Origin of the sequence: Leptospira meyeri (genome assembly GCF_004368965.1) — a bacterium.
In the GTDB taxonomy this organism is placed as follows: domain Bacteria; phylum Spirochaetota; class Leptospiria; order Leptospirales; family Leptospiraceae; genus Leptospira_A; species Leptospira_A meyeri.
On sequence record NZ_SORO01000001.1, the window covers coordinates 1252564 to 1276197 of the forward strand.

Annotated in this window: 27 protein-coding genes; 8 read left to right on the top strand and 19 right to left on the bottom strand. The window is 40.0% G+C overall.

The window, feature by feature from the left end:
• The first annotated feature begins 35 nt into the window (after nt 1-35).
• The 6 genes from CLV96_RS05845 to CLV96_RS05870 are packed head-to-tail and all read left to right on the top strand — an operon-like array spanning nt 36 to nt 7737.
• On the top strand, nt 36-1325 hold the full coding sequence (locus tag CLV96_RS05845; protein ID WP_004786311.1) for a citrate synthase: 1290 nt from the start codon (nt 36-38) through the stop codon (nt 1323-1325).
• A 49-nt stretch (nt 1326-1374) separates the two neighbouring features.
• The gene (locus tag CLV96_RS05850) at nt 1375-3306 is read left to right on the top strand and encodes a SpoIIE family protein phosphatase (RefSeq protein ID WP_004785611.1); all 1932 of its coding nucleotides are present in this window, start codon (nt 1375-1377) and stop codon (nt 3304-3306) included.
• Nucleotides 3303-4136: a class I SAM-dependent methyltransferase gene (locus tag CLV96_RS05855; RefSeq protein WP_004787157.1), complete on the top strand. Its 834-nt coding sequence runs from the start codon at nt 3303-3305 to the stop codon at nt 4134-4136. Before CLV96_RS05850 ends, CLV96_RS05855 begins: the two co-directional genes overlap by 4 nt.
• Before the next feature lie 32 nt (nt 4137-4168).
• Nucleotides 4169-5002 carry a TrmH family RNA methyltransferase gene (locus CLV96_RS05860; RefSeq protein ID WP_004786365.1) on the top strand — a complete coding sequence of 278 codons (834 nt, stop codon included), beginning with the start codon at nt 4169-4171 and terminating at the stop codon, nt 5000-5002.
• Complete coding sequence (locus CLV96_RS05865) at nt 4999-6066, top strand: hypothetical protein (RefSeq protein WP_004786135.1); 1068 nt, start codon at nt 4999-5001, stop codon at nt 6064-6066. Before CLV96_RS05860 ends, CLV96_RS05865 begins: the two co-directional genes overlap by 4 nt.
• Nucleotides 6067-7737: a DUF342 domain-containing protein gene (locus tag CLV96_RS05870; protein WP_004785014.1), complete on the top strand. Its 1671-nt coding sequence runs from the start codon at nt 6067-6069 to the stop codon at nt 7735-7737. It abuts the gene before it with no gap.
• 13 nt (nt 7738-7750) lie between these two features.
• Here the strand turns inward: CLV96_RS05870 and CLV96_RS05875 are convergent, their stop codons facing one another.
• The 12 genes from CLV96_RS05875 to pyrB all read right to left on the bottom strand — a co-directional run bounded on the left by CLV96_RS05875 (nt 7751) and on the right by pyrB (nt 17117).
• On the bottom strand, nt 7751-8515 hold the full coding sequence (locus tag CLV96_RS05875) for an LA_1326/LA_4305 family lipoprotein (protein ID WP_004786882.1): 765 nt from the start codon (nt 8513-8515) through the stop codon (nt 7751-7753).
• Nucleotides 8516-8520: 5 nt separating this feature from the next.
• The gene (locus tag CLV96_RS05880) at nt 8521-8880 is read right to left on the bottom strand and encodes an STAS domain-containing protein (RefSeq protein WP_081581558.1); all 360 of its coding nucleotides are present in this window, start codon (nt 8878-8880) and stop codon (nt 8521-8523) included.
• Nucleotides 8881-8934: 54 nt separating this feature from the next.
• Nucleotides 8935-9123, bottom strand: coding sequence for a hypothetical protein (locus tag CLV96_RS05885; RefSeq protein WP_004785346.1), 189 nt, complete (start codon nt 9121-9123; stop codon nt 8935-8937).
• Entirely contained in the window at nt 9120-9914 is a 795-nt protein-coding gene (locus CLV96_RS05890; RefSeq protein ID WP_004786248.1) for a pentapeptide repeat-containing protein, read from the bottom strand. Before CLV96_RS05890 ends, CLV96_RS05885 begins: the two co-directional genes overlap by 4 nt.
• Before the next feature lie 46 nt (nt 9915-9960).
• Nucleotides 9961-10161 (bottom strand): 50S ribosomal protein L31, encoded by a 201-nt coding sequence (gene rpmE, locus CLV96_RS05895; protein ID WP_004787613.1) that lies wholly within the window; start codon nt 10159-10161, stop codon nt 9961-9963.
• A 10-nt stretch (nt 10162-10171) separates the two neighbouring features.
• Nucleotides 10172-11575 (bottom strand): transcription termination factor Rho, encoded by a 1404-nt coding sequence (rho, locus tag CLV96_RS05900; protein ID WP_004784490.1) that lies wholly within the window; start codon nt 11573-11575, stop codon nt 10172-10174.
• A 142-nt stretch (nt 11576-11717) separates the two neighbouring features.
• Nucleotides 11718-12881 carry a helix-turn-helix domain-containing protein gene (locus tag CLV96_RS05905; protein WP_004785958.1) on the bottom strand — a complete coding sequence of 388 codons (1164 nt, stop codon included), beginning with the start codon at nt 12879-12881 and terminating at the stop codon, nt 11718-11720.
• A 46-nt stretch (nt 12882-12927) separates the two neighbouring features.
• The gene (locus CLV96_RS05910; protein ID WP_004786852.1) at nt 12928-13566 is read right to left on the bottom strand and encodes a hypothetical protein; all 639 of its coding nucleotides are present in this window, start codon (nt 13564-13566) and stop codon (nt 12928-12930) included.
• A gap of 1 nt (nt 13567) precedes the next feature.
• Complete coding sequence (locus tag CLV96_RS05915; RefSeq protein ID WP_004784234.1) at nt 13568-14560, bottom strand: adhesin OmpL37 family surface protein; 993 nt, start codon at nt 14558-14560, stop codon at nt 13568-13570.
• Nucleotides 14561-14613: 53 nt separating this feature from the next.
• A complete protein-coding gene (locus CLV96_RS05920) occupies nt 14614-15840 on the bottom strand; it encodes an LL-diaminopimelate aminotransferase (protein WP_004785406.1) in 1227 nt (408 codons plus the stop codon).
• On the bottom strand, nt 15824-16192 hold the full coding sequence (locus CLV96_RS05925) for a DUF2203 domain-containing protein (RefSeq protein WP_004786130.1): 369 nt from the start codon (nt 16190-16192) through the stop codon (nt 15824-15826). The genes CLV96_RS05920 and CLV96_RS05925 overlap by 17 nt, the downstream gene beginning before the upstream one ends.
• Complete coding sequence (gene pyrB / locus CLV96_RS05930) at nt 16185-17117, bottom strand: aspartate carbamoyltransferase (protein ID WP_035983984.1); 933 nt, start codon at nt 17115-17117, stop codon at nt 16185-16187. Before pyrB ends, CLV96_RS05925 begins: the two co-directional genes overlap by 8 nt.
• Before the next feature lie 66 nt (nt 17118-17183).
• On the opposite strand from pyrB, the gene CLV96_RS05935 reads away from it, so the two are divergent.
• Nucleotides 17184-17597, top strand: coding sequence for an acyl-CoA thioesterase (locus CLV96_RS05935; RefSeq protein WP_004785651.1), 414 nt, complete (start codon nt 17184-17186; stop codon nt 17595-17597).
• On the opposite strand, the gene CLV96_RS05940 is transcribed toward CLV96_RS05935, so the two are convergent.
• The 5 genes from CLV96_RS05940 to CLV96_RS05960 all read right to left on the bottom strand — a co-directional run bounded on the left by CLV96_RS05940 (nt 17581) and on the right by CLV96_RS05960 (nt 21621).
• Complete coding sequence (locus CLV96_RS05940; RefSeq protein ID WP_004785016.1) at nt 17581-18177, bottom strand: UbiX family flavin prenyltransferase; 597 nt, start codon at nt 18175-18177, stop codon at nt 17581-17583. The two genes, CLV96_RS05935 and CLV96_RS05940, sit on opposite strands and share 17 nt — an antisense overlap.
• Nucleotides 18177-19085, bottom strand: a complete 909-nt coding sequence (locus tag CLV96_RS05945) for a UbiA-like polyprenyltransferase (protein WP_040917293.1) — start codon at nt 19083-19085, stop codon at nt 18177-18179. Before CLV96_RS05945 ends, CLV96_RS05940 begins: the two co-directional genes overlap by 1 nt.
• An 802-nt stretch (nt 19086-19887) precedes the next feature.
• Nucleotides 19888-20529: an endonuclease III gene (gene nth / locus CLV96_RS05950; protein ID WP_081581557.1), complete on the bottom strand. Its 642-nt coding sequence runs from the start codon at nt 20527-20529 to the stop codon at nt 19888-19890.
• Between the two features lie 24 nt (nt 20530-20553).
• Nucleotides 20554-20838: a 50S ribosomal protein L28 gene (gene rpmB / locus CLV96_RS05955; RefSeq protein ID WP_004785895.1), complete on the bottom strand. Its 285-nt coding sequence runs from the start codon at nt 20836-20838 to the stop codon at nt 20554-20556.
• An 18-nt stretch (nt 20839-20856) separates the two neighbouring features.
• Complete coding sequence (locus CLV96_RS05960; RefSeq protein WP_004785494.1) at nt 20857-21621, bottom strand: LOG family protein; 765 nt, start codon at nt 21619-21621, stop codon at nt 20857-20859.
• A gap of 34 nt (nt 21622-21655) precedes the next feature.
• On the opposite strand from CLV96_RS05960, the gene CLV96_RS05965 reads away from it, so the two are divergent.
• Nucleotides 21656-22504, top strand: a complete 849-nt coding sequence (locus CLV96_RS05965; RefSeq protein ID WP_004784719.1) for a hypothetical protein — start codon at nt 21656-21658, stop codon at nt 22502-22504.
• Here CLV96_RS05965 and CLV96_RS05970 read toward each other — a convergent pair.
• Together CLV96_RS05970 and CLV96_RS05975 are read right to left on the bottom strand one after the other, a co-directional pair.
• The gene (locus CLV96_RS05970) at nt 22455-22664 is read right to left on the bottom strand and encodes a hypothetical protein (RefSeq protein WP_004787737.1); all 210 of its coding nucleotides are present in this window, start codon (nt 22662-22664) and stop codon (nt 22455-22457) included. The genes CLV96_RS05965 and CLV96_RS05970 overlap by 50 nt on opposite strands.
• A gap of 57 nt (nt 22665-22721) precedes the next feature.
• Nucleotides 22722-23618, bottom strand: a complete 897-nt coding sequence (locus tag CLV96_RS05975; RefSeq protein ID WP_004785328.1) for an aldose 1-epimerase — start codon at nt 23616-23618, stop codon at nt 22722-22724.
• Nucleotides 23619-23634 lie beyond the last annotated feature (16 nt).

Below are 23634 nucleotides of genomic sequence, written 5' to 3' on the forward strand. Positions count from 1 at the left end.
TCCTTTGAAATAGACAGAGATATACAGGAGAAGATATGTCCGAAAAGGCAATTCTGAAAGTGGATGGGAAAGAGTTCGAACTTCCGATTTTAGTGGGAAGTGAAGACGAGAAGGCAATTGATATTACTAAACTCCGCCAGTTGTCCGGTTATGTTACGATTGATTCCGGTTATTTAAATACAGGTGCTTGCACCAGTGAGATTACCTTTCTCGATGGAGAACAGGGGATCCTCCGTTACCGAGGAATTCCTATTGATGATTTGGCCGCTAAATCTACGTTTACAGAAGTAGCTTATTTACTCATTTACGGCAAACTTCCAAACGACGCACAACTCAAAGAGTGGAATACTTCCATTACTAATCATACAATGATCCATGAAGATCTCAAACGTCTGTTCAACGGATTTCCAAAAGATGGACACCCGATGGCGATCATGTCTTGTATGATGGGATGTTTGTCTACATACTACCAAGATAGTTATGATCCAATGAATGAGGAACATAGAGAAATCTCCATCATTCGACTCCTTGCAAAGTTTCCCACCATTGCAGCCTATGCTTATAAAAAATCAATCGGACAACCGATCATCCATCCACTTAACGAGTTAGATTATGCATCTAACTTCATGAATATGATGTTTGCGGTTCCTGCTGAAGATTACCATATCGATCCAGAAATTGTTTCTGCACTCAACTTACTTCTAATCCTACATGCAGACCATGAACAAAACTGTTCCACATCTACTGTACGTTTGGTGGGATCCTCCCTAGCCAACTTGTATGGTGCCATTTCTGCAGGAATCCTAGCACTTTGGGGACCACGTCACGGTGGTGCCAACCAAGAAGTTTTGGAAATGTTAGAAGGAATTAAAAAGAGCGGGCTTTCTGTGAAAAAAATCGTAGAACAAGCCAAGGACAAAAATTCCAGTTTCCGATTGAATGGATTTGGTCACCGCGTTTACAAAAACTTTGACCCTCGTGCGAAAATCATCAAAGTTGCATGTGATAAAGTTTTAAACAAACTAGGAATCAAAGACCCACTCCTTGACATTGCCAAAGAATTGGAAGAAGCAGCACTGAACGATCCATACTTTGTAGAAAGAAAACTCTATCCAAACGTAGACTTCTACTCAGGAATCATCTACCGTGCTCTTGGAATTCCTACCAATATGTTTACAGTAATGTTTGCTATGGGAAGACTTCCTGGTTGGATTGCTCAGTGGAAAGAAATGATTGAAGATCCTAGTTTAAAGATTGGTCGCCCACGCCAAATTTACACTGGTCCGAAAGAAATTTCTTACGAAGCGGCCAAAAAACAGGCCTAAGACCGATCGAAAAGAGGACAAGGGTTTAATCCCTTGTCCATAGCCACAATTGAAAAAACCATTCGTCGATTCGACTTTCTTCCTTCTTTCAGTCCTTTCACTTTTTTTTACCGATTCCCTTTTTTCTGAAACACAAAACGATATTGGCGAAAAACTCATTCACACCACAAAGTTTTCTTATTGGATTGACCCAAACTCTTCCATACCCGTAGAGTCTGTGTTTCAAACAGGTGAATTCAAAGAAATAGAAGATAATTTTGTAAATTTTGGATTTTTAAAAGGAACTCTTTGGCTCCGTCTCAACCCAAAAGATTTCCCAGATCCTTCTAAATATCCACTCCTCCTCATTAATGCACATAACATAGACTCGGTGGAACTATTCCATAAGAATGATGGAAATAGATATATTGTATCCAAATCGGGACATATCCAACCTGTTTTCCAAAGAGAAATCCCACATAGAAATTTTGTGTTTCGGATTGGACATGAAAAAGAAACCATTCTCATTGCAATCAAATCTGAAATTTCTTTGCAGTTTTCCCTTATTTTCACCAACCAAAGAAATCTTCAAAGAGAAGATTATATCACCCAGTGGGTTTATGGATTATTTTTTGGAAGTTTGGGAATTATTATTTTATACAATCTCGCAATTGCATTTTTTGTGAGAGATCGAAATTATTTTTATTATATTGGTTATGTATTGTTCTTTGGGCTCGGACAACTTTCTTTACTAGGGTTCTGGAGTTATTTTTTTGTTCCCGATTCTTATTTTTGGAAACGGATTGGAATTCCTTTTTTCTTTAGCATTTGTCTCTTTTTCTTTGTTCTTTTTACATCTAATTTTTTAAAACTAAAAGTCAGAACTCCAAAAATGGCGAGATGTTTTCAAGTATTAGGATTGTTTTCACTCCTTAATGCCACCATTTCCTTGCTTGGTGGTATTAAAGAAGCATCCATTGGGGTGACATGGTTATCTTTACTAATTTGTATTAGTTTACTTGGAGTATTAATTTGGGGAATTTACAAAGGACTTAGGTCTTTTTATTATTTTGCCATCGCCTTCGCTTTATTACTCCTCACATGCATTGTGTATGGATTACTCAAATTTGGAATCCTTTCTTCCAATCCATTTTTGGAAGAAATGTTATTTCCCATTGCTTCCCTAGCCGACATCACCTTGTTTGCTTTTGCATTAGCGGATAGAATCCAACTGCTCCGCCAAGAAAAAGATTTGGCTCTTGCCCAAGTCACTAGTCTACGAAAGGAAAGAAAAATTTCTCGGGACATTCTCATGCAGTCCCTTCCGAAAACAATTCCAGATGTAAAGAATTTACAAATGCAAATTTACATCCAACCAATGAAAGATGTAGGAGGAGATTTTTATGAATACTTTTCTCCCAATCCTTATGAACTTGGGATAGTTCTTTGCGATGTTTCGGGACATGGAATTCCAGCTTCACTCATCTCTGCGATGGGAAAAGTTGCCTTTACCACACAAAAAGATAATATCTCATCCCCAAAACAAGTTCTAGAAGGAATGAATCGCGTGTTATACGGTAATTGTAATCCGCAATATGTAACCGCATCTTATGTATATCTTAATACATCTACAAAAGTTTGGAGATTTGGAAGGGCGGGCCATCCGAGTGCATACTTGCAAAGGGCCAGCGGGGAAATTTTAAAAGTGCATCCCAAAGGAAAAATCATCGGCGTATTTCCTGAAATCCAAATTGAAGAAACAACACATCGTGTGGAACCCAAAGATAGAATCCTCATCCTTAGTGATGGAGTTTTGGAATGTTTTAATCCAGAAGGCAAAATGTATGGAGAAGTGGGACTCCTCGAGTTTTTACGTGTGAACCGTGAAATACCAAATCATCTTTTTAAAATAAAACTCATCCAAGACTTGGAGTCATTTTCTAAAACAGAAATAAAAGACTGGGACGACGACCTAACCTTTATTTTCCTGGAATTGGTATGACAAAAAGTTACGAACTCCTGGATTCCGGTGACTTATCCAAATTAGAAATCGTTGGTGGTTACAAACTCCTTCGTTCCTCCCCTACTTCTGCTTATGGGAAAGAAACTCCAACAATTTGGAATGACCTCCATGCACAATACATCAAAAATGATTCTGGCTCAGGCCATTGGAATTTTCAAAAAAAAGTTCCGGAAAGTTTCACCATCGAATTTTCGAATCTAACTTTTAAGATCAAACTCACACCCTTTGGTCATATTGGCCTTTTCCCAGAACAAGAAACCAATTGGGACCGCATCAGAGAGATTGGAAAAAAGAAACAAGGCCTCGAAGTATTAAACCTATTTGCTTATTCAGGAGGATCCACTCTTGCATGTCTCGATGCAGGGATGAGTGTCTGCCATGTAGATGCCTCCAAAGGAATGGTTGACTGGGCTCGGGAAAATGCAAAACTTTCGGGACTCGAGTCCAAACCCGTGCGATGGATTGTGGATGATGTGATGAAATTCATCCGTCGAGAAATCAAACGAGGGAAAAAATACCAAGGTCTTATTCTTGATCCACCCAGTTTTGGACGTGGTTCCAAAGGAGAGGTTTGGAAAATTGAAGAGAATTTAAGTGAACTGATGGATGCCCTGATGGAACTCTCGGATTCCAAACCAGAATTTGTCATCCTTAGTTGCCATAGCCAGGGCTATAGTCCTTTGACCTTAGAAAGAATTTTATCTTCAAGAATCAAAACCAAAGGAATTTACCAGACTTCCGAGTTATTCATTCCAGAAAAATCCGGAAAAAAATACCCGGCTGGATTTTGTACTTTCTTCACTAAATAAACCAGGCAAATCTAAAGATCAGATCCAACTCCATGCCGAACAAAAGACAATATATCACCAGTTTTTCCAATCCCAAGGTCAAATGGGTTGCTGGACTCAAAGAAAAAAGAAATCGCGATGATGAAAAAAAGTTTTTCATCGAAGGGTATCGTGAAATCAAAAAAGCCATCACAAGTAACGCAAAGTCACCTATTCCTTGTTTGCCGGTGAAGATTACAAGTTTATTCATTTCCCCAGAATGTTTTTTAGGAGAAAATGAAGAGGCCCTCATTGGGTCCGTTCATTGTCCGATTTTCGAACTTCCTCGTAAAATATTTGAAAAAATATCTTACAGAGATCGGCCTGACGGTCTGATTGCAGTGGCAGAAACTCCCGATGCCCATGTCCCTTGGGACAAAATAAAATCCATCGATACAAATCCTATTCTCATCATTGAGGGGGTGGAAAAACCAGGAAACCTCGGGACCATCCTCCGAACTGCAGAGGGAGCTGGCGTAGAACTCGTGATTGTCACCGACCCAAGGATCGATCTTTTTAATCCAAATGTTGTGCGCGCGAGTACGGGAACTATTTTTACTTTACCCGTTTATATTGGTGATTTAAACGAAGTTTTGACCAAATTCAAATCAAAAGGTTACAAACGTTATGCGGTTACTCCTGAAGGGAAAACACTTTATACATCCGTCAATATGAAAGAAAAATCAGTGTTTCTTTTTGGAAGTGAACAATATGGACTAAGCACAGATGCAAAAAAACTTTCCGATGATACTCTTCACTTACCAATGCTCGGGGAAGCAGACTCATTAAACTTAGCGATGTCTTGTGGAATTGTTTTGTATGAATCCATTCGCCAAAGAAACAAATGAAACTTTATTTTTATATTTCAGGCCATGGATTTGGTCATATCAGTCGTTCAGGCAATATCATACGTCGCCTCCTAAAAGAAGAATTCATTGAAGAAATTCATTTAGTCAGCACAAGAATCTCTTTTTTGGATTTCACCCATCCAAAACTAAAAACGCGGAATCTAAAACTCGATGTAGGTGTTTCACAAAAGAACTCACTCTCAATTGATTTACAAACCACAAAAGAAGAACTCGTCGATTTCGAAAAAAAGAAAACACAACTTCTAAAAGAGGAAACTGAATATTGTAAGAAAAACAAAATCGGTTTGATCCTAACCGATAGCTCTTCTTTTCCCATCACCATTGCTCTGGAAGCGGGAGTTCCCAGTATGTTTATTGGGAATTTCACTTGGGATTTTATTTATAAAAATTACGAGAAGGACGATTCTTATTTTGGAACTCTTAGCGAACAACTCCAAGTAGAATATGGATTTGTAACCGAAGCCCTTATTTTACCTTTTTCTTGCCCCATGCCACCTTTTTTAGATTCGGCTAACATTGGTCTCGTGGGAAGGAAACCAAACCTATCCAAATCACAAGCAAGGAAATTATTTGGACTAAATGAAAACACCACGTACATTCTTTTATCTTTTGGAGCTTATGGTCTCGAAGGAACCAAACTACAAACCGAAAAATTACCCAAGTCCATTCAGCTTGTAGCTTATGGAGTTCCCGGAATCCAATCGGAAGGAATTTTAATTCCAGAAGTCTCACATTATCCGGATCTAGTGACAGCAGTCGATTACGTGTGCACCAAACCTGGATATGGAATTTTAGCAGAATGTTATTATGCCAAAACTCCGATTCTTTATACCGATCGTGGCGATTTTAGCGAATACATCCATTTGGTAAATGCATTAGATTTATACTTTCGCTCCGCGTATATTGACCTTTCCCGAATAATTTCTTGTCAATTTGAAGAAGTGCTGACTCTAATTAATACAATCGACTCCATGACTCCGAAGTTAGAATTAAAAACCGATGGAGAAGAGGATGTTGTTTCACACTTATTAGAATACAATTAAATGCCTGGTCCAGACTCCTATACAGATCGAATCCTCCAAGATTTAGAAGCCTCAGAAAATGGTTATTTCCAAATCGAAAACTCGGGTGGCAAAGCCGTATTAAAAATCACAAAACCCGGGGCCAAAGGCAAAAAAGTCGATTATAAGGATGTCATTGCCAGAGTTCAACTTTTTGGTGTAGAAGGTTATAACGGAGAACAAATTAAAAAGGTAGTTGCCCTCGCAGAAAACAAACCTGTGGAAATTGGGACTTGGTCAAAGGGTGATCCCATCAGTTCTTATGCAGACATCACAATCTCCGAAGATCATATGGAAGCCAAAATGGTCCTCCACCCACCTAAACACGGAGGGGATCTACTCACCGAATATCAGTTACGTGAACAAATAGCTTCTGTCGGAATTTCTGTCGGTATCATTGATTCTGTCATTCAAAACCAAATCAAAAACCCAAACTTTTTTGTCCCTTATACCATTGCCAAAGGGATTCCTCCTGTTCCAGGCAAGGATGGAGAAATCAAAATTTACTTTCGTTCCGACAACAAACCCCAGCTAGAAGAGGATGAATATGGTCGAATCGATTATAAAAACATTGCAGTCATTCAATCCGTAAAACCGGGGGATCTCATTGCTGAGAGGATTCCACCCAAAAAAGGTGAATTTGGAAAAACAGTCAATGGAACCATCATCCCCTACCAGGAAGAAAAATCTGTCGATTGGAATCTTGGTCCCAATGTCGAATTAAAAGAGGACAAACTGTACGCAAAAATTGCTGGCCGTCCTGTTTTATCTGCCACTTGGGAAATTAAAGTCGATGAAGTGATCCAATTAGAAGCTGTGGATTATTCCACAGGAAATATAGATTTTCCAGGAACAATCATCGTGGAAGAAAAAATCGGCGATGGATTTTCTTTAACCACAAATGGAAGTATCATCATTCGTAACTCTGTGGGTAAGGCCTTTCTCAAAGCCAAAGGAGATATAGTTCTCTCCGGTGGGTTTATGGGGCGTGGCGAAGGATATATTGAATCCGAAGGAAATATTTACGCTAAATTTGTAGAACAAGGAAAACTCACAGCCCAAGGCAGTATCTTTGTAGAAGAGGCTGTGATGCATTCCGAAATTTCTGCCAAAGATTTCATTCGTGTTTTAGGGGGCCGAGGAGAAGTGATGGGTGGAACTATCATTGCCGGGAACTCTCTTACCTGCTCCAAACTTGGTGCCGTAGTAGAAACTAAAACCAAGGTGGCCATAGGAACTCCTCCAGAGTTACTCGACGAACTCAACAGAATGAAAAAAGAAATCGCCGACAAAGAAATTACACTCCACAAAGTCCAACTCGCACTCACTAAACTTGTCGAAAAAAGCCAAAAAAAAGAACTTACTATAGAAGAAAAAGAAACCATCTCCAAACTAAAGGATGCCAACGAAAAGTTTACGAAAGTTTTAGAAACAGAATCCAAACAGTTTGAAACTGCGCTTGGTTCTTATGAACCAAATCCAGATGCCTTTGTGGATGTGGAAAGAGAAGTTTTTCCCGGTGTGGATCTAAGTTTTGGAGCTGGCAAAAACTACCGTTTGGGTATCAATTCGCTAATAGGAAAAACGCATTTTTATTTAGGAACTGACGGTAGCATTCAAACCGAACGAACCGTCATCAGAAAAGAAGATTAAACGATGAATCTATTTAATCTTCGCTGATGATTCCATCTTCTTCATCACGAGAAATTTTTTTTTCAGGTTTAAGATCAGCATCAACAGAGTTCGTTATTTCAGGAACTGTAGTTTTCTTCCGTTTTTCAAATTTTAATTTAGCTAAATCGGATTTATCAAAAACTAACCAGTGTTTGTTTCTAAAGCCAGAAACTTTTTTAAAGGAAAAACCTGGACCTTGTAAAACGTATGTCGATGCTGGGAAGTGTTCAAACGGAATGTCAGGGATATTGGACCAATCATAATAATTCCCTTGTTCATCATAGGTTATTTCTTTTTGAAGTTCCCCAAATAAAATCTCAATAGAAGTATCTGATGACCAAATATAAAATCCTGTTCGAGAATAATGAGAAACCACGGATTTCACAGGATTGTATTTAGAGATAACGAGTAGAATCTGGTCCGGTTTTAATTTCTGTAAACCGTCGGCAAGATCCATAGCGAATTCTTTGATTTCTTTTTCTTCAAAGATATATTGATTTACATCTCCGTAAGAACTTTCTTCACGAAACCTAATATTTCCAAGTAAATCCAAAATTTTTTCCTCTGAAATTTCTAATGGATGATCCAAGATTTTAGGAACTGAGGATTCGGATTTTAAATTTATTTTGTCTCGATTTACTGTATAAATTGCAAATTCATTACTGCGAAACAAAAGGTTTCGAGACTTTACACCTGAGGCACATGAGTTCAGGAGGATTGATAAAATAATTAGGGAAAAAATTTGGAAAAGTTTCATTACGCTTATGCCTCTAGAGTTTTTTGAAACTCTGGAAATTTAGAAAGGTATTCATCTAAAGTCAAAATCGAAAGAATATGATTGAGCCCAGAAAGTCGAAATACGGAATTTAGGTTTTTATTCAGATTGGTAACAAAGATTTCAACACCACGGTTGTGAAGGGCTGAAGAAGCCTTAATCACTGCACCGATCCCACTCGAATCCAAAAACTTTACAGAGTGAAAGTCCATGGTCAGCTTTCCAAAATTCTGACTGTCGATCGCCTTCTCAAATTCTTGGTAAAACTCCCTTGAGTTTTCCATCAGGACATCCCTTTGGATCGATAGAAGCAGGTGATTTTCCTGACGGTGGCTTAGAATCAACATAGTTGGATTAACAATACGTTACGATTCTCTGGATTTGTGTCAAGAAAATCGGCTTTAGGAAAGTGGGGCTAAATCCGTCAGATTCATCTCTAAATCGTGCGGATATCCTTCTTTATCATTATAAACAACAATTGCTTTTTCTGATTGGATTTCTTTGATTTCCACAGTGGACCCAGTGAAGATAAAAATGCCTTTATTCAAGAATGTTGGTTTGATGAGTTTTGCCTTATCGCCTGGCTTCATTCCCCATCCTCTTTTTTCAAATAGAGATCCTTACCTGCTTTTTTCATGACATCAAAGATGTACATTTGGCTATGGTCCACTCGAGTCCCAATATCATAAATGGCATCGGTAAAATCAGCACCATCAATTTTTGCAGAAGCCAGTTTCGCAAAACGTAAATCAGCACCACGGAAATTAGCATTTCGAAGATCGGCACCGTTAAAAAAAGAAGCCTTTAGGTTGGCACCTTGGAAGTTGGCACCGACAAAGCTGGAATTTTGAAGGAAAGCGTTGTGAAGGTCAGCACCAGAAAAATCAACTCCGTCTAACTTTTCTTTTTCTAACATAACACTGGATAACTTTGCTTCACGAAGGTGACCTTGGTTATGAAGAAGTTCCATGGTTTGCGATTTTGTAATTCGGTTTTCCTTGGGGACACCTTGTCCGGATTCAAAATCCTCTACTGCTTTCTTCAGAGCAGCAACAGCAGACTCAGGGTAGTTTTTCCTTCTTTCAGGAAATTCAAATAGAGTTTCTAAGGTTTCAGGAGTGAGATTTTTTAAATCGGTGAGAGATTTACCCTTGGCATACTCAGTTGCCATAGCAAGAGCCACAATCCCAAACCCACAACCTGTTGTGGTATAACTGGCGTCTTCCACAACTTGGTCATCGTTTAACTTTAAATAAATGCGGTATCCGTCCCCGCAACCCGTGTTGCGGTAATAGGAGACGACTGTTGCGTCATCCATCTCACGGTAATTCATCCTTTGGTCGTTGATTTCTTTGTAGCGAGCAAAGTCCATTACTGCCATGAGTTGTTCCCCCGTATGTTTATTAGACGGATGAGGCCTCGGCCTCTTACTTCATTTTGTATTTTTTCTTGAACTTGTCTACTCGTCCCGTTGTATCCACTAGTTTGGATTTTCCGGTAAAGAATGGGTGGCAGTTGGAACAAATTTCCACACTGATATCCCCGGCAGTGGATCTTGTTTCGATCACTGTACCACAAGCGCATTTGATTTTTGCAGAAACGTATTTTGGATGTATGTCAGTTTTCATGGTGGCCCTTCTAGTTCGTATTCATGCTGGCGAGGAATTGGTCGTTCGTCTTCGCACCACGCATTTTTTCAATCAATAGTTCCATACTTTCGGTGATACTCATAGGAGAAAGTACTTTTCGAAGGATAAAGACTCGAGTGAGGGTATCTTGCGGTAGGAGGAGTTCTTCCTTCCTGGTTCCGGAGCGGTTGATGTCGATGGCCGGGAAAATTCGTTTGTCAGCGAGTTTTCGGTCCAAATGGATTTCCATATTTCCCGTTCCTTTAAATTCCTCAAAAATCACCTCATCCATTCGGGAACCAGTGTCAATGAGTGCGGTTGCGATGATGGTAAGAGACCCACCTTCTTCGATATTCCTTGCCGCTCCAAAGAAACGTTTTGGTTTGTGGAGGGCATTGGAATCCACACCACCGGAAAGGATTTTTCCAGAAGTAGGAACCACTTGGTTGTAAGCGCGGGCAAGCCTAGTGATCGAGTCGAGTAAAATGACCACATCCTTTCCGTGTTCCACAAGACGTTTTGCTTTTTCGATGACCATTTCAGCTACTTGGACGTGGCGTTGTGCAGGTTCATCAAATGTAGAACTCACAACCTCTCCTTTTACATGGCGAGCCATATCCGTTACCTCCTCTGGACGTTCATCAATCAGAAGAACGATGAGAAAAATTTCTGGGTGGTTTCGTGTAATCGCATTGGCAATGGATTGCATGAGAACTGTTTTCCCCGTTCTTGGCGGAGCAACAATGAGAGCTCTCTGCCCTTTCCCAATCGGACACATAAGGTCAATCACACGAGTGTCCAAATGGCTTGGATCAAACTCCATATTGATTCTTTCATTTGGATAAAGTGGTGTTAGGTTATCGAATAAATTTCTTTTTTGGGCAACTTCCACAGGGAAACCGTTAATGGATTCCACACGCAACATCGCAAAAAATCTTTCTGCTTCTTTCGGTGGTCTGATAAGACCTGTGACAGTATCACCTGTGCGAAGACCAAACAATTTAATTTGAGAGGGGGAAACATAAATATCATCTGGACCTGGCACATAATTGTAGTCAGGTGAACGAAGAAAACCGTACCCATCAGGTAGCCTTTCCATAACTCCGGCTGCATGCACCTGACCGTCTTTTTCGGTTTGTGCTTGGAGAAGAGCAAACATCAAGTTTTGTTTCTTCAGTCCGTGAGTGTTTTCCACTCCTAACCCTTTCGCAAGGTCAGCCAGTTCATTGATGTTTTTTTTCTTGAGTTCGACTAAATCGAGAGGAGGAGGAATTGGACCTTCATATCGGTTCTTTTTCTTCTTAAACTGTTTTGGGGGTTCGGAACCGTCTTCTTGGTCCATGATGCCGTTTGTATATTCGGTTGGTTCTTCGGGAGGATTAACTTGGATTTCTTCTTGTTTGCGTGATGCCATAGATTGTTCTACATTGATTTGTTAAGGTATTTGATTAAATTCGGGAAACCATTTGTGCAAGTTAAGTATGCAAGTGAAACAGCGAAGTGCGGAGGTGTTTTCTCAAACGGTAATGAAAAAATTGTTTTTCCGAGTGTTTTCGTCAACGTCTTTTTTTCGACTTTTTCCCCACTTGCGTTGGTTTTGGACTCTGTTTCTTAGCTTTTGCCTTTGGTTTTGAAGATTTTAAAGGTTTCTCCTTAGTTTTTGCCTGATTTGGAGAGAGTGACTTCTTTTTCGGAGAAACTTTTTTTTGTTTTTCTTCCGGTTTTTCGGAGCGTTTCCTCGGAATTACGGACTTTACCTTAGCTTCATTCTGAAACCGTTCCGAAAGTTTTAAAAAGCGAATTCTGTTTTGTAAGGTAGTCCTTGGTACACCAAGTTCCGTAGCGGTATGTGAGATATTATTAGAATTTCTTCCCAGTGATTTATGGATGTAATGAGCTTCCATTTCTTCCAAAACTGACTCTAACGGAAGTTTAGAACGGAAAGCCTCATCCAAATTCGGGAATTCGGAATTTCCAGTTCCGGAAGGATGGGCAAATTTTGATGGCGAAAAATGATATAAAAAACCAACGACCTTTTTCTCTTTTTTTAAAGTGATAATGCGAAGATCTGCACGTAGCTCTGCAATGTTAGTATGTAATACACTTGTGTCCGCATCTTTGCCCAAAGTCAAATCATGATCCTTTAGATAACTAGCAAGGACTTCCCGATTGAGATTATGAAGGTATTTTTCTGCCAACTGCAATGAATCACGAAACAAAGGTTTGGTGAGAATGTTATTTTCAAAGGTCTCATTATAAAAAATTGTAGAACCGTTTACATCAGTCGCAAGAAGTCCATCGGGAAAATGAGAAAGGATGAGTTCCATAAACCATTGGACAGAGTCTGCATTTTCTTTTTTCTTTTCTAGTTTGGATTCGATTTCTTCGAGTTTGGGATCTCGAGACTGAGAAGAATCAAAACGAGTGAAAGCCGCAAGAAACCTTGGTTTGTCCCAGTGATCCTTTTTTTCACCATCCAAACCAATGACCGGGATTTGTGCGGATTCTTTGAAATAGAGCAGAAGATTTTCGTGGAGTTCTCTTTCGAGGATGTCCAAAGGAATTTCATCCAGATCTTCCCTTTCTCTCCCCAAATCAGACAATTCGCGGTGAACCCGGTCTTTGGAAAGGAGACCTAAAAGTTCCCCTTCTTCCGAAATCACAGGAAGATGGGTTGCCTTAGTCAGCAAAAAATGACGATAAAGTGATTCGAACTTCACTAAGCAGTCATTCTTTCGAATTTGTTATCAGTGAAAATCGAAATTTTTAGTTTTCTTGAATCGTGTTTTGCTTTTGTTTATGGAGCCCCATCCAAATAGGTTGGACCCAAACACTATCAGCAGTTTGAAATTCTTCCGGAATCTCCGCTTTCTGCGATCGTAAAGACATAAGACTATAAACTAGCGAACGTTTGTATGTATGCAGTGATAGTTGGTAATTCCCAGACAAAAAGTATTCTTTTGCGTGATCTTTTTCACTTTTTGCCATCACAAGGTATCTTTGGATTTTTTCTTTGGTATCCCATTCCAAAGTTTTTGCACCAGTTTTATCTTCTCCTTCGAGAAGGATCCATTGTCCCATGGCTTTTTGGTAGAGCCCATTTGCTGATTCTTCCATGGGAAAACAGAGTTTGCGTTGAGTGACAAGAAGATCCCCTTCGGCAAGAGAAAGTGTTTTTTCAATTTCCACTCGGTTGCCGGCTCGGTATGTTTCTTCCACTTGTGTGCGTATGGATTCAATTGAAGTTTTCCCAGTTTCTGGTTCCAACTTCAACTGTTCTTTGATATCAAGAACAAGTGCTATTTTCCCATCTAATTGTTTTTTACGTTCCCGATACGACATTGTGGTTTTTGCCACAAGTCCCAAAGTGAAACTAAAGATGATAACACTTGTCAGCCACTTCATATTATTTTTTCTTTTCTTCTGGGTAGATGGCTTTCCCGTTTTCATCAAATTTTGGAGTTGGAGGAACTGACTCACGTCTCGCACCTTCTGTCTCTTTGATTTGTGCATTGGCTTCCATCAGTAAATCTAATTTTTTAGAAGTAATGAGTCCGTAATTGTCATCATGTTGTTCTAAAAGATCCAAAGGTTTTGCATCCGGGTTTCCAGGAGGAACCACCGTTCTTTCCATACGTTTGTTTTCTACGAAGTTGATGATGGTATCTCTCACCTTTTCATAGTTACGTTGTTTTTCTTCGTTCCGAGCATCTTTTAGATCTTCGTTAGATCTATATTGATATTCGGGTTTGTCCTCGTCTGGAGTTTTGCTATAAATCATCGCAAGGATAGCAAAACGTTTCGCACGTCGCAACGTGAGGATCCCTTCCTTATAAAGAGTGAGTTTGTATCGGTATTGGTGTGGGCTTGAGTTAAGACCTGTTGTGTAAAGGTCTTCCGAAGAGCGAAGGTCACGAAAACCAAGACGTAACAATGCTTTGGCGTTATTGTCATTGGAACGAATGATGGTCGGGGCTGCTGCTTCGAGTAAAGCTCTTGCGTCTTCAATATACTTCTGAAGAACGATTTCAAAAATATTTTTTAACTCCCCTTGGGCTTGGCGGAGTTGGCGAAATCCATACACATAATTACTTTGTAAGTACCACATGTTCCCACTAAAGTCAGATTGGTTGGCTGCTTTTAGGAGTTTGAAATAATCAAAGTCCAAATTCTTTTTGGAAGGATCCGCTTGGGGAGTTTCAGCTCCTGGTTGGCCTGTGCTTTGTGCTTCTTCTTGCGAAGGAGCCAAATTGCTGAGAGCAACATTGATAAAATTTAAGTTTTCTTTGTTTTCAAAGATTAGAATCCCCAGATTCGTCTGTTCTGGTGATACTGCGCTGATATGTGAGATATGACCCACAACCATTGCAAAAAAGAGGATGAATTTCCATTTTCCCATAGCTCTACCTTGTTTTTATATATCGGAGCTACGGGAAAAACCAGGACTAAATTTTACATTTTTTGGATACGTTCGATCGCAGAAATCACATCTTCGCGTTTTCCAAAGGCAGAAAGTCGGAAATATCCCTCTCCTGCCGGGCCAAAACCCGAACCTGGGGTTCCCACCACTTGGGCCTTTCCGAGAAGTTCGTCAAAAAATTCCCAAGATTTTAGCCCGCGTGGGGTTTTCAACCAAATGTAGGGAGCATTGGTGCCACCGAATACGGTATATCCGGCTTTCGCCAAACCTTCTCGGATGAGCTTTGCATTTTGCATATAGTAGGAAATTTGTTCTTTGATCTCCACTTGCCCTTGTGCAGAAAAAACTGCCTCTGCACCTTTTTGTGTCACGTAAGACACTCCATTGAACTTGGTTGTGTGGCGACGATTCCAAAGGGAATTGAAACTGATTTCTTCTCCCGATTTGGTTTTTCCTTTTAAGTCTTTTGGGATCACAAGGTAGGCACAACGAGTCCCCGTAAATCCAGCGGTTTTGGAAAACGAACGAAATTCCATCGCCACTTCTTTGGCACCAGGAATTTCATAAATGGATTTAGGAATTTCTGGGTCTTGGATGAAGGATTCATAAGCCGAATCATAAAGGATGATACTTCCAATTTTTTTGGCAAAGTTCACCCATTCCGTAAGACGAGACTTAGTTGCCACCATACCGGTAGGGTTATTTGGATAACAAAGATAAATGATATCGGGTTTTTCTTTTGGGAAGTCCGGCTCAAAATTGTTTTCTTCTGTGGCTGGCATATAAATGATATTCGCATATCTTCCATCCGATCCCACTTCTCCCGTGCGACCTGCCATCACATTTGTGTCCACATACACTGGATACACGGGGTCAACGACAGCAATTTTGCTATCTAGAGAAAAAATCTCTTGGATGTTACCACAGTCACATTTGGATCCATCAGAAACAAAAACTTCATCTTCCGCAATTTGGACACCGCGAGCGGTATAGTCATGAGCAATGATTTTTTGAATGAGAAAGGAATATCCTTGTTCCGGGCCATACCCATGAAAACCCCCAGAGCTTCCCATTTCTTTAGCTGCATCAACCATTGCATTGACAATTGTAGGTGCCAACGGTAAAGTCACATCTCCAATCCCAAGGCGAATGATTTTTGCACTTTGGTTGGCTTCAGAGTAAGCCTTCACTCTTCTTCCGATTTCAGGAAAAAGGTATCCTGCTTTCAACTTTAAATAGTTTTCATTTATCTGAGTCATTTTCTTCTTTATTTTCCTCTATGAGTTTTCTCGATCTAAATCCTTCATGATAACCGTGTTCGTATAACACATCTTCTTCGCCCCAGGTCCAACAATAAAACCCACTGCCATGATCAAAGTCTACCAACCACAATCCTTTGACATCGATCTGCATTGCCAAAATTTCGTTTGTCCAATGTTTTACAATTTCACTAATTTCTTCTTCTTTGGTTTCTAAAACATTTTCTGGTAATAGTTTATTCCGAATGTCATCTGCAAGAATACTGGCCTTTATATAATATTCTTTGGTGATGTCACGAACGAGAGGGAGGACTTCCCTTGCCTCACCTAATGTCCAAATCTTTTTAGTCAAAATTCACTCCAAGACTGAGACAAAGTAATGCCATTCTTACCACCACACCATACTTCGCCTGACGAAAGTAAGCTGCATTGGGAAGATCATCCACGTCAGTAGAAAGTTCGTTCACACGTGGAAGTGGATGGAGAATGATCGTTTCTTTTTTAGAAGCAAGAACTAGTTCCTTATTCACTTTATAAATATCTTTTAATTTTTCATATTCTCTATGGTCAGGGAAACGTTCTTCTTGGATCCGAGTCACATATGCAACATCTGCATCCCAAAAAGCTTTGATGTCCGTGGTTTCTTCCCAAGTCATAGGATAACCTTCCAAGTTTTTTTTGTATTTCTCTGGAAGTTTAAGTTCTTCAGGACTAATCAGATACAAATGCACAGGATAGTGCCTTAATAGATTAATGAGAGAATGGATGGTCCTTCCATATTTTAAATCTCCGATAAACGCAATGTTTAAACCATCGATCTTTCCTTTTTCGGATACAATCGTGTATAAATCGAGAAGAGCTTGGGTCGGGTGTTGGCCTGCCCCATCTCCTGCGTTGATCACAGGAATATTGACTGCTCCTGCCGCAATCCGAGAAGATCCTTCCACTGGATGGCGAATGACGGCTATGTCTACATAGGCTTCGATCATCTTCATGGTATCATAAAGTGTCTCTCCTTTAGAGATTGAAGAAAACTGAAACCCCACGGTGGAAATTAATCTTCCACCTAACCTTTCCATGGCCGCTTCAAAGGAAAGCCGAGTCCTTGTGCTTGCTTCAAAAAACAAGGATGCCAGAAGTTTTCCATTCAGAATTCCGAAAGCCTTTCCGGATTCCTGAAGTAAGTTCATACGTTGGGTCTTCTCAATTAGGAAGTTTAAGTCCTCTTTGGAGAATTGGAGGGTGTCGAGTATGTTTTTGTGAGCGTAAGAGTGCATAAGTCAGAAATCTTTTCTCTAGGGTTTTTAGTATCGAATAAATCGAAAACATATTTTTTGGTATTTATGGTCGATACGATTCAGAACAAACTCCTCGATATGGAACTGGTTACCCAACATCTGGTCCAACCTGACGATTTGAACTACCATAACAATCTATTTGGAGGGAAAATGCTCTCCTGGATTGATGAAGGGATGGCAATGTATGTGATGAATAAAATCCGTTATACCAATATTGTTACCATGAGTATGGACAATGTGGTATTTCGTTCCCCCGCTCGGGCCGGAGACATCATCCAGATCTACGGAAAAATCGTAAAATACGGAAAATCTTCGGTGACATCCCGAACTTTGGCCATTACGAATAACCCACAAACGGGAAAAATGTCTGCGGTGATTGAAAGTGACATCACCTACGTTTGTTTAGGTGACAACGGAAAACCAACTGCTTACTTTCGGAATTTTACCCCAACCACTTAGGAAATAGTGTTTGGTTGACTCCCAGAAGACTGAATATCCTTCCAGCAATAAAATCTCCTAAATCATCCAATGTTTTTGGCATTTGATAAAACCCAGGAGAAGCGGGAAGGATGATCGCACCAGCTTCATCGAGAGCCAAAAGATTTTTAAGGTGGATGCGGTTGTAAGGAGTTTCTCTTGGAACAACAATCAACCTTCTTCTTTCTTTCAATGTGACATCCGCTGCTCTTTCAATTAAATTTTCTGTTAGACCTGCTGACATCGAAGCCACTGTTTTCATACTACAGGGAATCACAACCATGCAATCCCAAGTGTTCGAACCACTGGCAATATCAGATCCAATATCAAAAAAATTACGAACATGAAACCTATGTTTCGTTTGTGGTTTCCATTTTGTTTCGACAAAAGAAAGAATCTCTTCGCAAGACTCAACCTTTGTCTCATACTCTTCGGAAAAAATTCGTAAAGCAGCAGGGCTTGCCGTAATATAAGTCTCCCCTTCTAATTCATAGAGGGCACGAAGAAACCGAGCAGCATAAATACTACCACTAGCACCAGCAAGGCCCACAACAAGTTTCATTAAAAACTAATACCCGAAGAAATTTTTAATCGAAACTCGTTCCACTTATCAAATAGAATTGCCAGAAATAAAACAACGCTGATCCAAGAATTGATTTGGTAAAAAATAATAGGTAGGTCTTTGGACTTATATTGGTAAGAAATCCTATGTTCATACAAAACCAAAATTCCAATCACGGAAAGGATAAGGAAATACATAAGCCCAAGTCCAGCGCTGATCCCTGCATAAATAAAAAATACAAAAGAAAAGCTATGAAGAATGACAGCAATGGCTCTTGATTTGGTTTCCCCTAGTCGAGAAGGAATGCTATGAAGATTTTCTTTGGCGTCAAAGTCCATATCCTGAATGGCATATAACACATCAAAGGCGGAAATATGAAAGAGTAATCCCAAAGAAAATAAAACGGGAACTAAACTCACAGTTTCAGTGATGGCAATCCAGGCACCGAGAGGAGCAAGAGAAATTGCAAATCCCAAAACCAAATGGCAAAATAGGGTGAATCTTTTTGTGAGTGAATAAAGGAATAATACAAAAAGTGCAGGGAAGGAGAGTAAGAAGGCCAGTTTGTTCACAAAAAAACTGGCAAAGATAAAAATAAAAGAAGAAAGCCCAATGAAGAGAAGAGCTGAGAGTTTGGAAATTTTTCCAGAAGGGATTTCTCTATTTTGTGTACGAGGATTCTTTTCATCGATTTCTGAATCTACATAGCGGTTGAATCCCATGGCTGCGCTACGGGCGGTGACCATACAAACAAGGACAAGGGCTCCAATCCGGAGCAAGTCACCGGTATCCAGGGTGGATTCTAGATAAGCCAGGAGGAAACTAATTCCTGCGAAGGGCAAAGCAAAGAGTGTGTGGGAAAATTTGACCATTTTTGCGTAAAGAATAAGGTTTTTAAAGAAGTTCATGGCATCCTTTCTGCCCTTAGTTTAGACAGACTGAAGGTTTTTTGGTTCATTCAGATTCGATTTCTTCCGTTCTTAGAACCAAGGTCCCAAATTATGAATATCCGTCTTTCTTTTCTTGGAAGATCCCCGTTTCCCAGTGTTACATTCGGGATTTTTCTTCTCTCTACAGTTTCTTTTGCTCATCCAAGCTTAGAAGACCGACCTCTAAGAATTTTTTTCCATTGTGGTAAGGAACTATTTACCACAATGGATGATGAAGGACGCGGGGGCTTAAGTGCCCTCCTCGGATTTGTCGAACGAGAAAAAATGGATTTAGACTTAAAACGTGGGAAGGGGTACATGTTGTACCCTTTTCAACCCAAAGACAAACTCCTTGAATTTCCGTTTGATGGATTCAGCTTGGGAAAACCAAGTGAGATGAATCATGGCCCCGTCAAACTAGGTTTAGGTTCAATCCAAGAACTCATCGATGCCAAAAACATTGAGGACTATGATGGTTGGATTGTTTATGTAAGAAGCGATGATGAAACAAAAATTCCTCTTCTCCCTTGGCAAAACCACTCCGAACTCCCCCTCTTCCTTCTTGTGGAAGGGAAACCTATTTCCCGGTTTCGATATTTATCCAATGTACACCAAATTGAATGCCCGAAAGACTATGGAAGGCTAGGTATTTTAAATTTATTCTATCGCAAACGCAACCTAATTCGTTTGGATTATAAATTAGAATCCATTAATTTAACAGATAGAAATCGTTCCTGGAAACAAAGAAAAGAATCGGAAACAGAAGAAGGATTAGAAAAACCTATTCCGAAAACGAAGGACATAGGGAAGAAAGAGGACAAGTCGAACAAAATGTCCGGCGCGCCTGGCAATACTTACGACCGAGAAATATTAGGTACAGAGATAGGTTTCGGCAAATCTCCTTAGGAGTCATTTTCATCATCTCACGTTCAATTTGAACGGGATCCGTTTTTTTTGTAAAACCCAAACGTTGGGTGAGTCGCTTCACATGGGTATCCACAACAAAGCCTTCCACAACTCCATAAATTTCTGCAAGAACCACATTGGCCGTTTTCCTTCCAAACCCAGGAAGTTTAATGGCCTCTTCCATTGTTTTTGGAATTTCACCACTAAATTCATCAAGAACCATCCGAGCAAAACCCTGGATACTTTTGGCTTTGTTTTTATAAAACCCAGTAGAGAAAATTTTTTTCTCTATGGCCGCAAGAGGTGCCTTTGCAAAAGATTCAAGAGTGGGGAAAGTGCGAAAGAGTTCCGGTGTGACTTGGTTCACGCGTTCATCCGTACATTGTGCACTTAAGATGACTGCTATGGCCAACTCATAAGGTTTAGAAAAATGAAGGGGGGTTTCTACTGCACCGAACTCCGCCTCCAGGAGACGGTAGACTTCGGTGACTTTGGGTGTTTTTCTGGATTGTTTCAATCCAAAATTGCGCTTAAAAAAAACTTAAGCTGCTGGTTGTGCTTTTGGAGTGATCCCAACGTATTTTTTAGGAGTGATCGCAGCGATATCGCCACCGTGGTCTTTGATTGCCACTTTCAAACCTTTTTTACGAAGAGTTCGCAAAGCACGTGTAGAAATCTTAACTCGAACCCAACGGTTCTCGTCTTCTAAGAAGATTTTCTTTGTGATCACATTCACCTTCCAGATACGGCGGTTCTTTTTATGAGAATGGGATACGTTGTTCCCTGCCGTCGTTCCTTTTCCGGTTACTACACATGTTCTAGCCATAATTATTACCTTGTTTCGCTATGTTTTTGTACCCTCAGAATGGGTCAATTCGAAACGAATCTTTTCCTGAAAGAATCGAAGCGCATCGATGGGTGTATCTGCAAACCCAAACAAATGGAGGTCTTCTTCCGAAATTAGGCGCATCTCTGCCAGCTTTTTGAAATTGATCACACTCGTCCAAAATTCTGTCCCATACAACAAGATGGGAATCCTGGATTTTTTTCCTGTCTGCACCAAAGTAAGGGTTTCAAAAAGTTCATCAAAGGTTCCAAATCCACCAGGAAAGGCAATCATCCCACGACAGGTTTTCATAAACCAAAGTTTTCTCATAAAAAAATAATGAAATTCAAAAGCAAGTTCTGGATCTACATAGGGATTTACATGTTGTTCATGAGGTAAAACAATATTGAGGGCGACGGATTTGGATCCTGCCTCTCTTGCTCCTCTATTCCCGGCTTCCATGATCCCGGGCCCACCGCCAGTGCAGATGTGTAAGTTTCGATCCGGATTCTCCTGTTTGAACAAATCTGCCCATTCGGAAATCAATCGAGAAAACTCACAGGCTTCTGTATAATAATGGCTCAAGGATTCGATCGGGGAAGGTGGATTTGATTTGGGAGTTTCTGGAGAAGGAATGCGTGCCGAACCAAACACAACAATTGTATCTGTAATTCCATGTGTTTGGAATTCCGATTTGGGGTGGAGGTATTCAGAAAGGATCCGAACAGGGCCCGCTTCGTTTCCCCATAAAAAACTTTGATTCTCAAAGGCTAAATCATTCATCTTGTTATCATAGATCGACCGAATGGTATAAAAAATGCGGAAAATCCAAAAAACAATCCCGATCGCAATTTCATTAGAACATCTCCCTATGACAGAAACAGAATTGAAACAAATCTGCTTGGATTGGGAGGACCAGGGGTTTTCTTTTTTCCGTCCTGCAGTGGTAATGGATTGGAACACAGAACCAAGAGCCTTGGGAAAAGCCAAGTTAAGTATCAATTTATCCATTCGTTTATCATTTTGGCAAAGTATTTACCACTGGTTTTTCCCAAGAAGTTACATCCAAAATAGGCAACACAAACTAACAGAAATTTTACGGGATGCTGTTTTATTTCGAGAAAACAAAACAATACCAAATGGGTTTCGTTTCTTATGGAACCAATTTTGGAACACTCCCATTTCGATTGTTTGGTTGAACTTAGGTTTTACAAAACTTCGAATGGACCTAAAATTAGAAGAGGATTCCACCGCCACGGCCATTCCTCTCGTTTATATGGGAGAAAAAAAATTCTACTTCCGCACAGGATATCTAAAATCCATCCACTACCGATTGATCAAAAAAGAATTTAAATTTCCATATCCTAGATTTGCAGAAGTATATGTCAAAACACGTGACAAACACAGTGACGAAACGATTGGAAAGGTGTTTTACACTTTTTTGGGGTATATGCTCGAAAAAGAGACCGACGAATACCTGTTACCGTATTGGGGATTTCGTTCTGTTTTACCAAACACAATCAGAAATCAAATTCCTGTAGATATATGGAAGGTGGTCCATCCCCAGATCCAATCAGAATGGAAGGAGAAAAATCTTTTTGAAAATGAATTAGAATTTAGGACTGTCTACCAGGTTTCCACTTCTTCGCAGAATCATCCAAAATGATAAAACGAGAGTTTTTTCCAATCACAACTTCATTGATTTTTTTATCTTGTAACGCTCGGTAAACAGAAGTTCGGCTAGTGTTTTTCTTTTCAGCGAAATATTTGATCTCTAATAAATTTTTACTGATTTGTTTGCATGTATTCACTAGTGCATCTGACATTGTTGGACTAACCTCTATTACCTTAGACAGTTTGTTCGATAAAGAGATGATATTTTTTTAAAAACGATCCAATCGAATAGAAAATTCGATCTTTTTTTCCGTCTTAGGTGCAATCGTTTTAGGATTACCACCAGGGAAGTGTAAAAAATTCCCAGTGCCTGTCATAGGCTCAATCGCTATAGATCTTCGATCTTGTGGAGTATATACCTGGTAAAACTCTCCACCTTGGATCATCAGCTTTTCTTTTTTATTCATAGAAAAAAGACCGATGTAAGAATTTTCTCCATCGATGGATGCATAGAGTTCATCCAAATTTTTACCCATAAGAGTTTCTTCTGAATTTAAAATGACTTCTTCCTTTTGAACTTTTTCCGGAAGGAGATAATCTCCTAACTTCACTTTATGAAACCCACTTCCAAATAAAAAAAGATCATCAATGGATTCATCCTCATTCCACCGAAAGTATGGATGAATTCCCAATGCAAAAGGAAATTCTGTGTCAGATCCATTAGTCAATCGGTAGATCACTTTTAACTCAGAAGGAAACAATTGGTAACATTCTTTGACTTTGATTTGAGAAAGCAAACTACCCTTCCATGTTGTAGGAATTTCCATTTCAAATTCCGCATAGGCGACCCCATCTGTGATCTCCTCTCTTACCAAATGCCGGGGGAGGTTGTGATAAAGGCCGTGCAAGGGGATTCCGTTCCCATCAGTAAGCCAATGTGTACTGGGATAAAATGGCTCCCGGGCCCAAGGGTTTGGTTCTAGTCGATTCACCCAAGGAAACATGAGAAAAGACCCGGAAGCGAAAAAAGGATCGGGGGCCTTGTGTCCTGAAACCACTGAGACGGATTTTCCGTCAACCGGCGACAAAAGATGCAAACCAAGCCATTGGCCACCGCCCGTTGGGTGGATTTCAAAACAAGACTGTTTTGTTTTCAGTTGGTACAAGATTTATCTCCCAAAA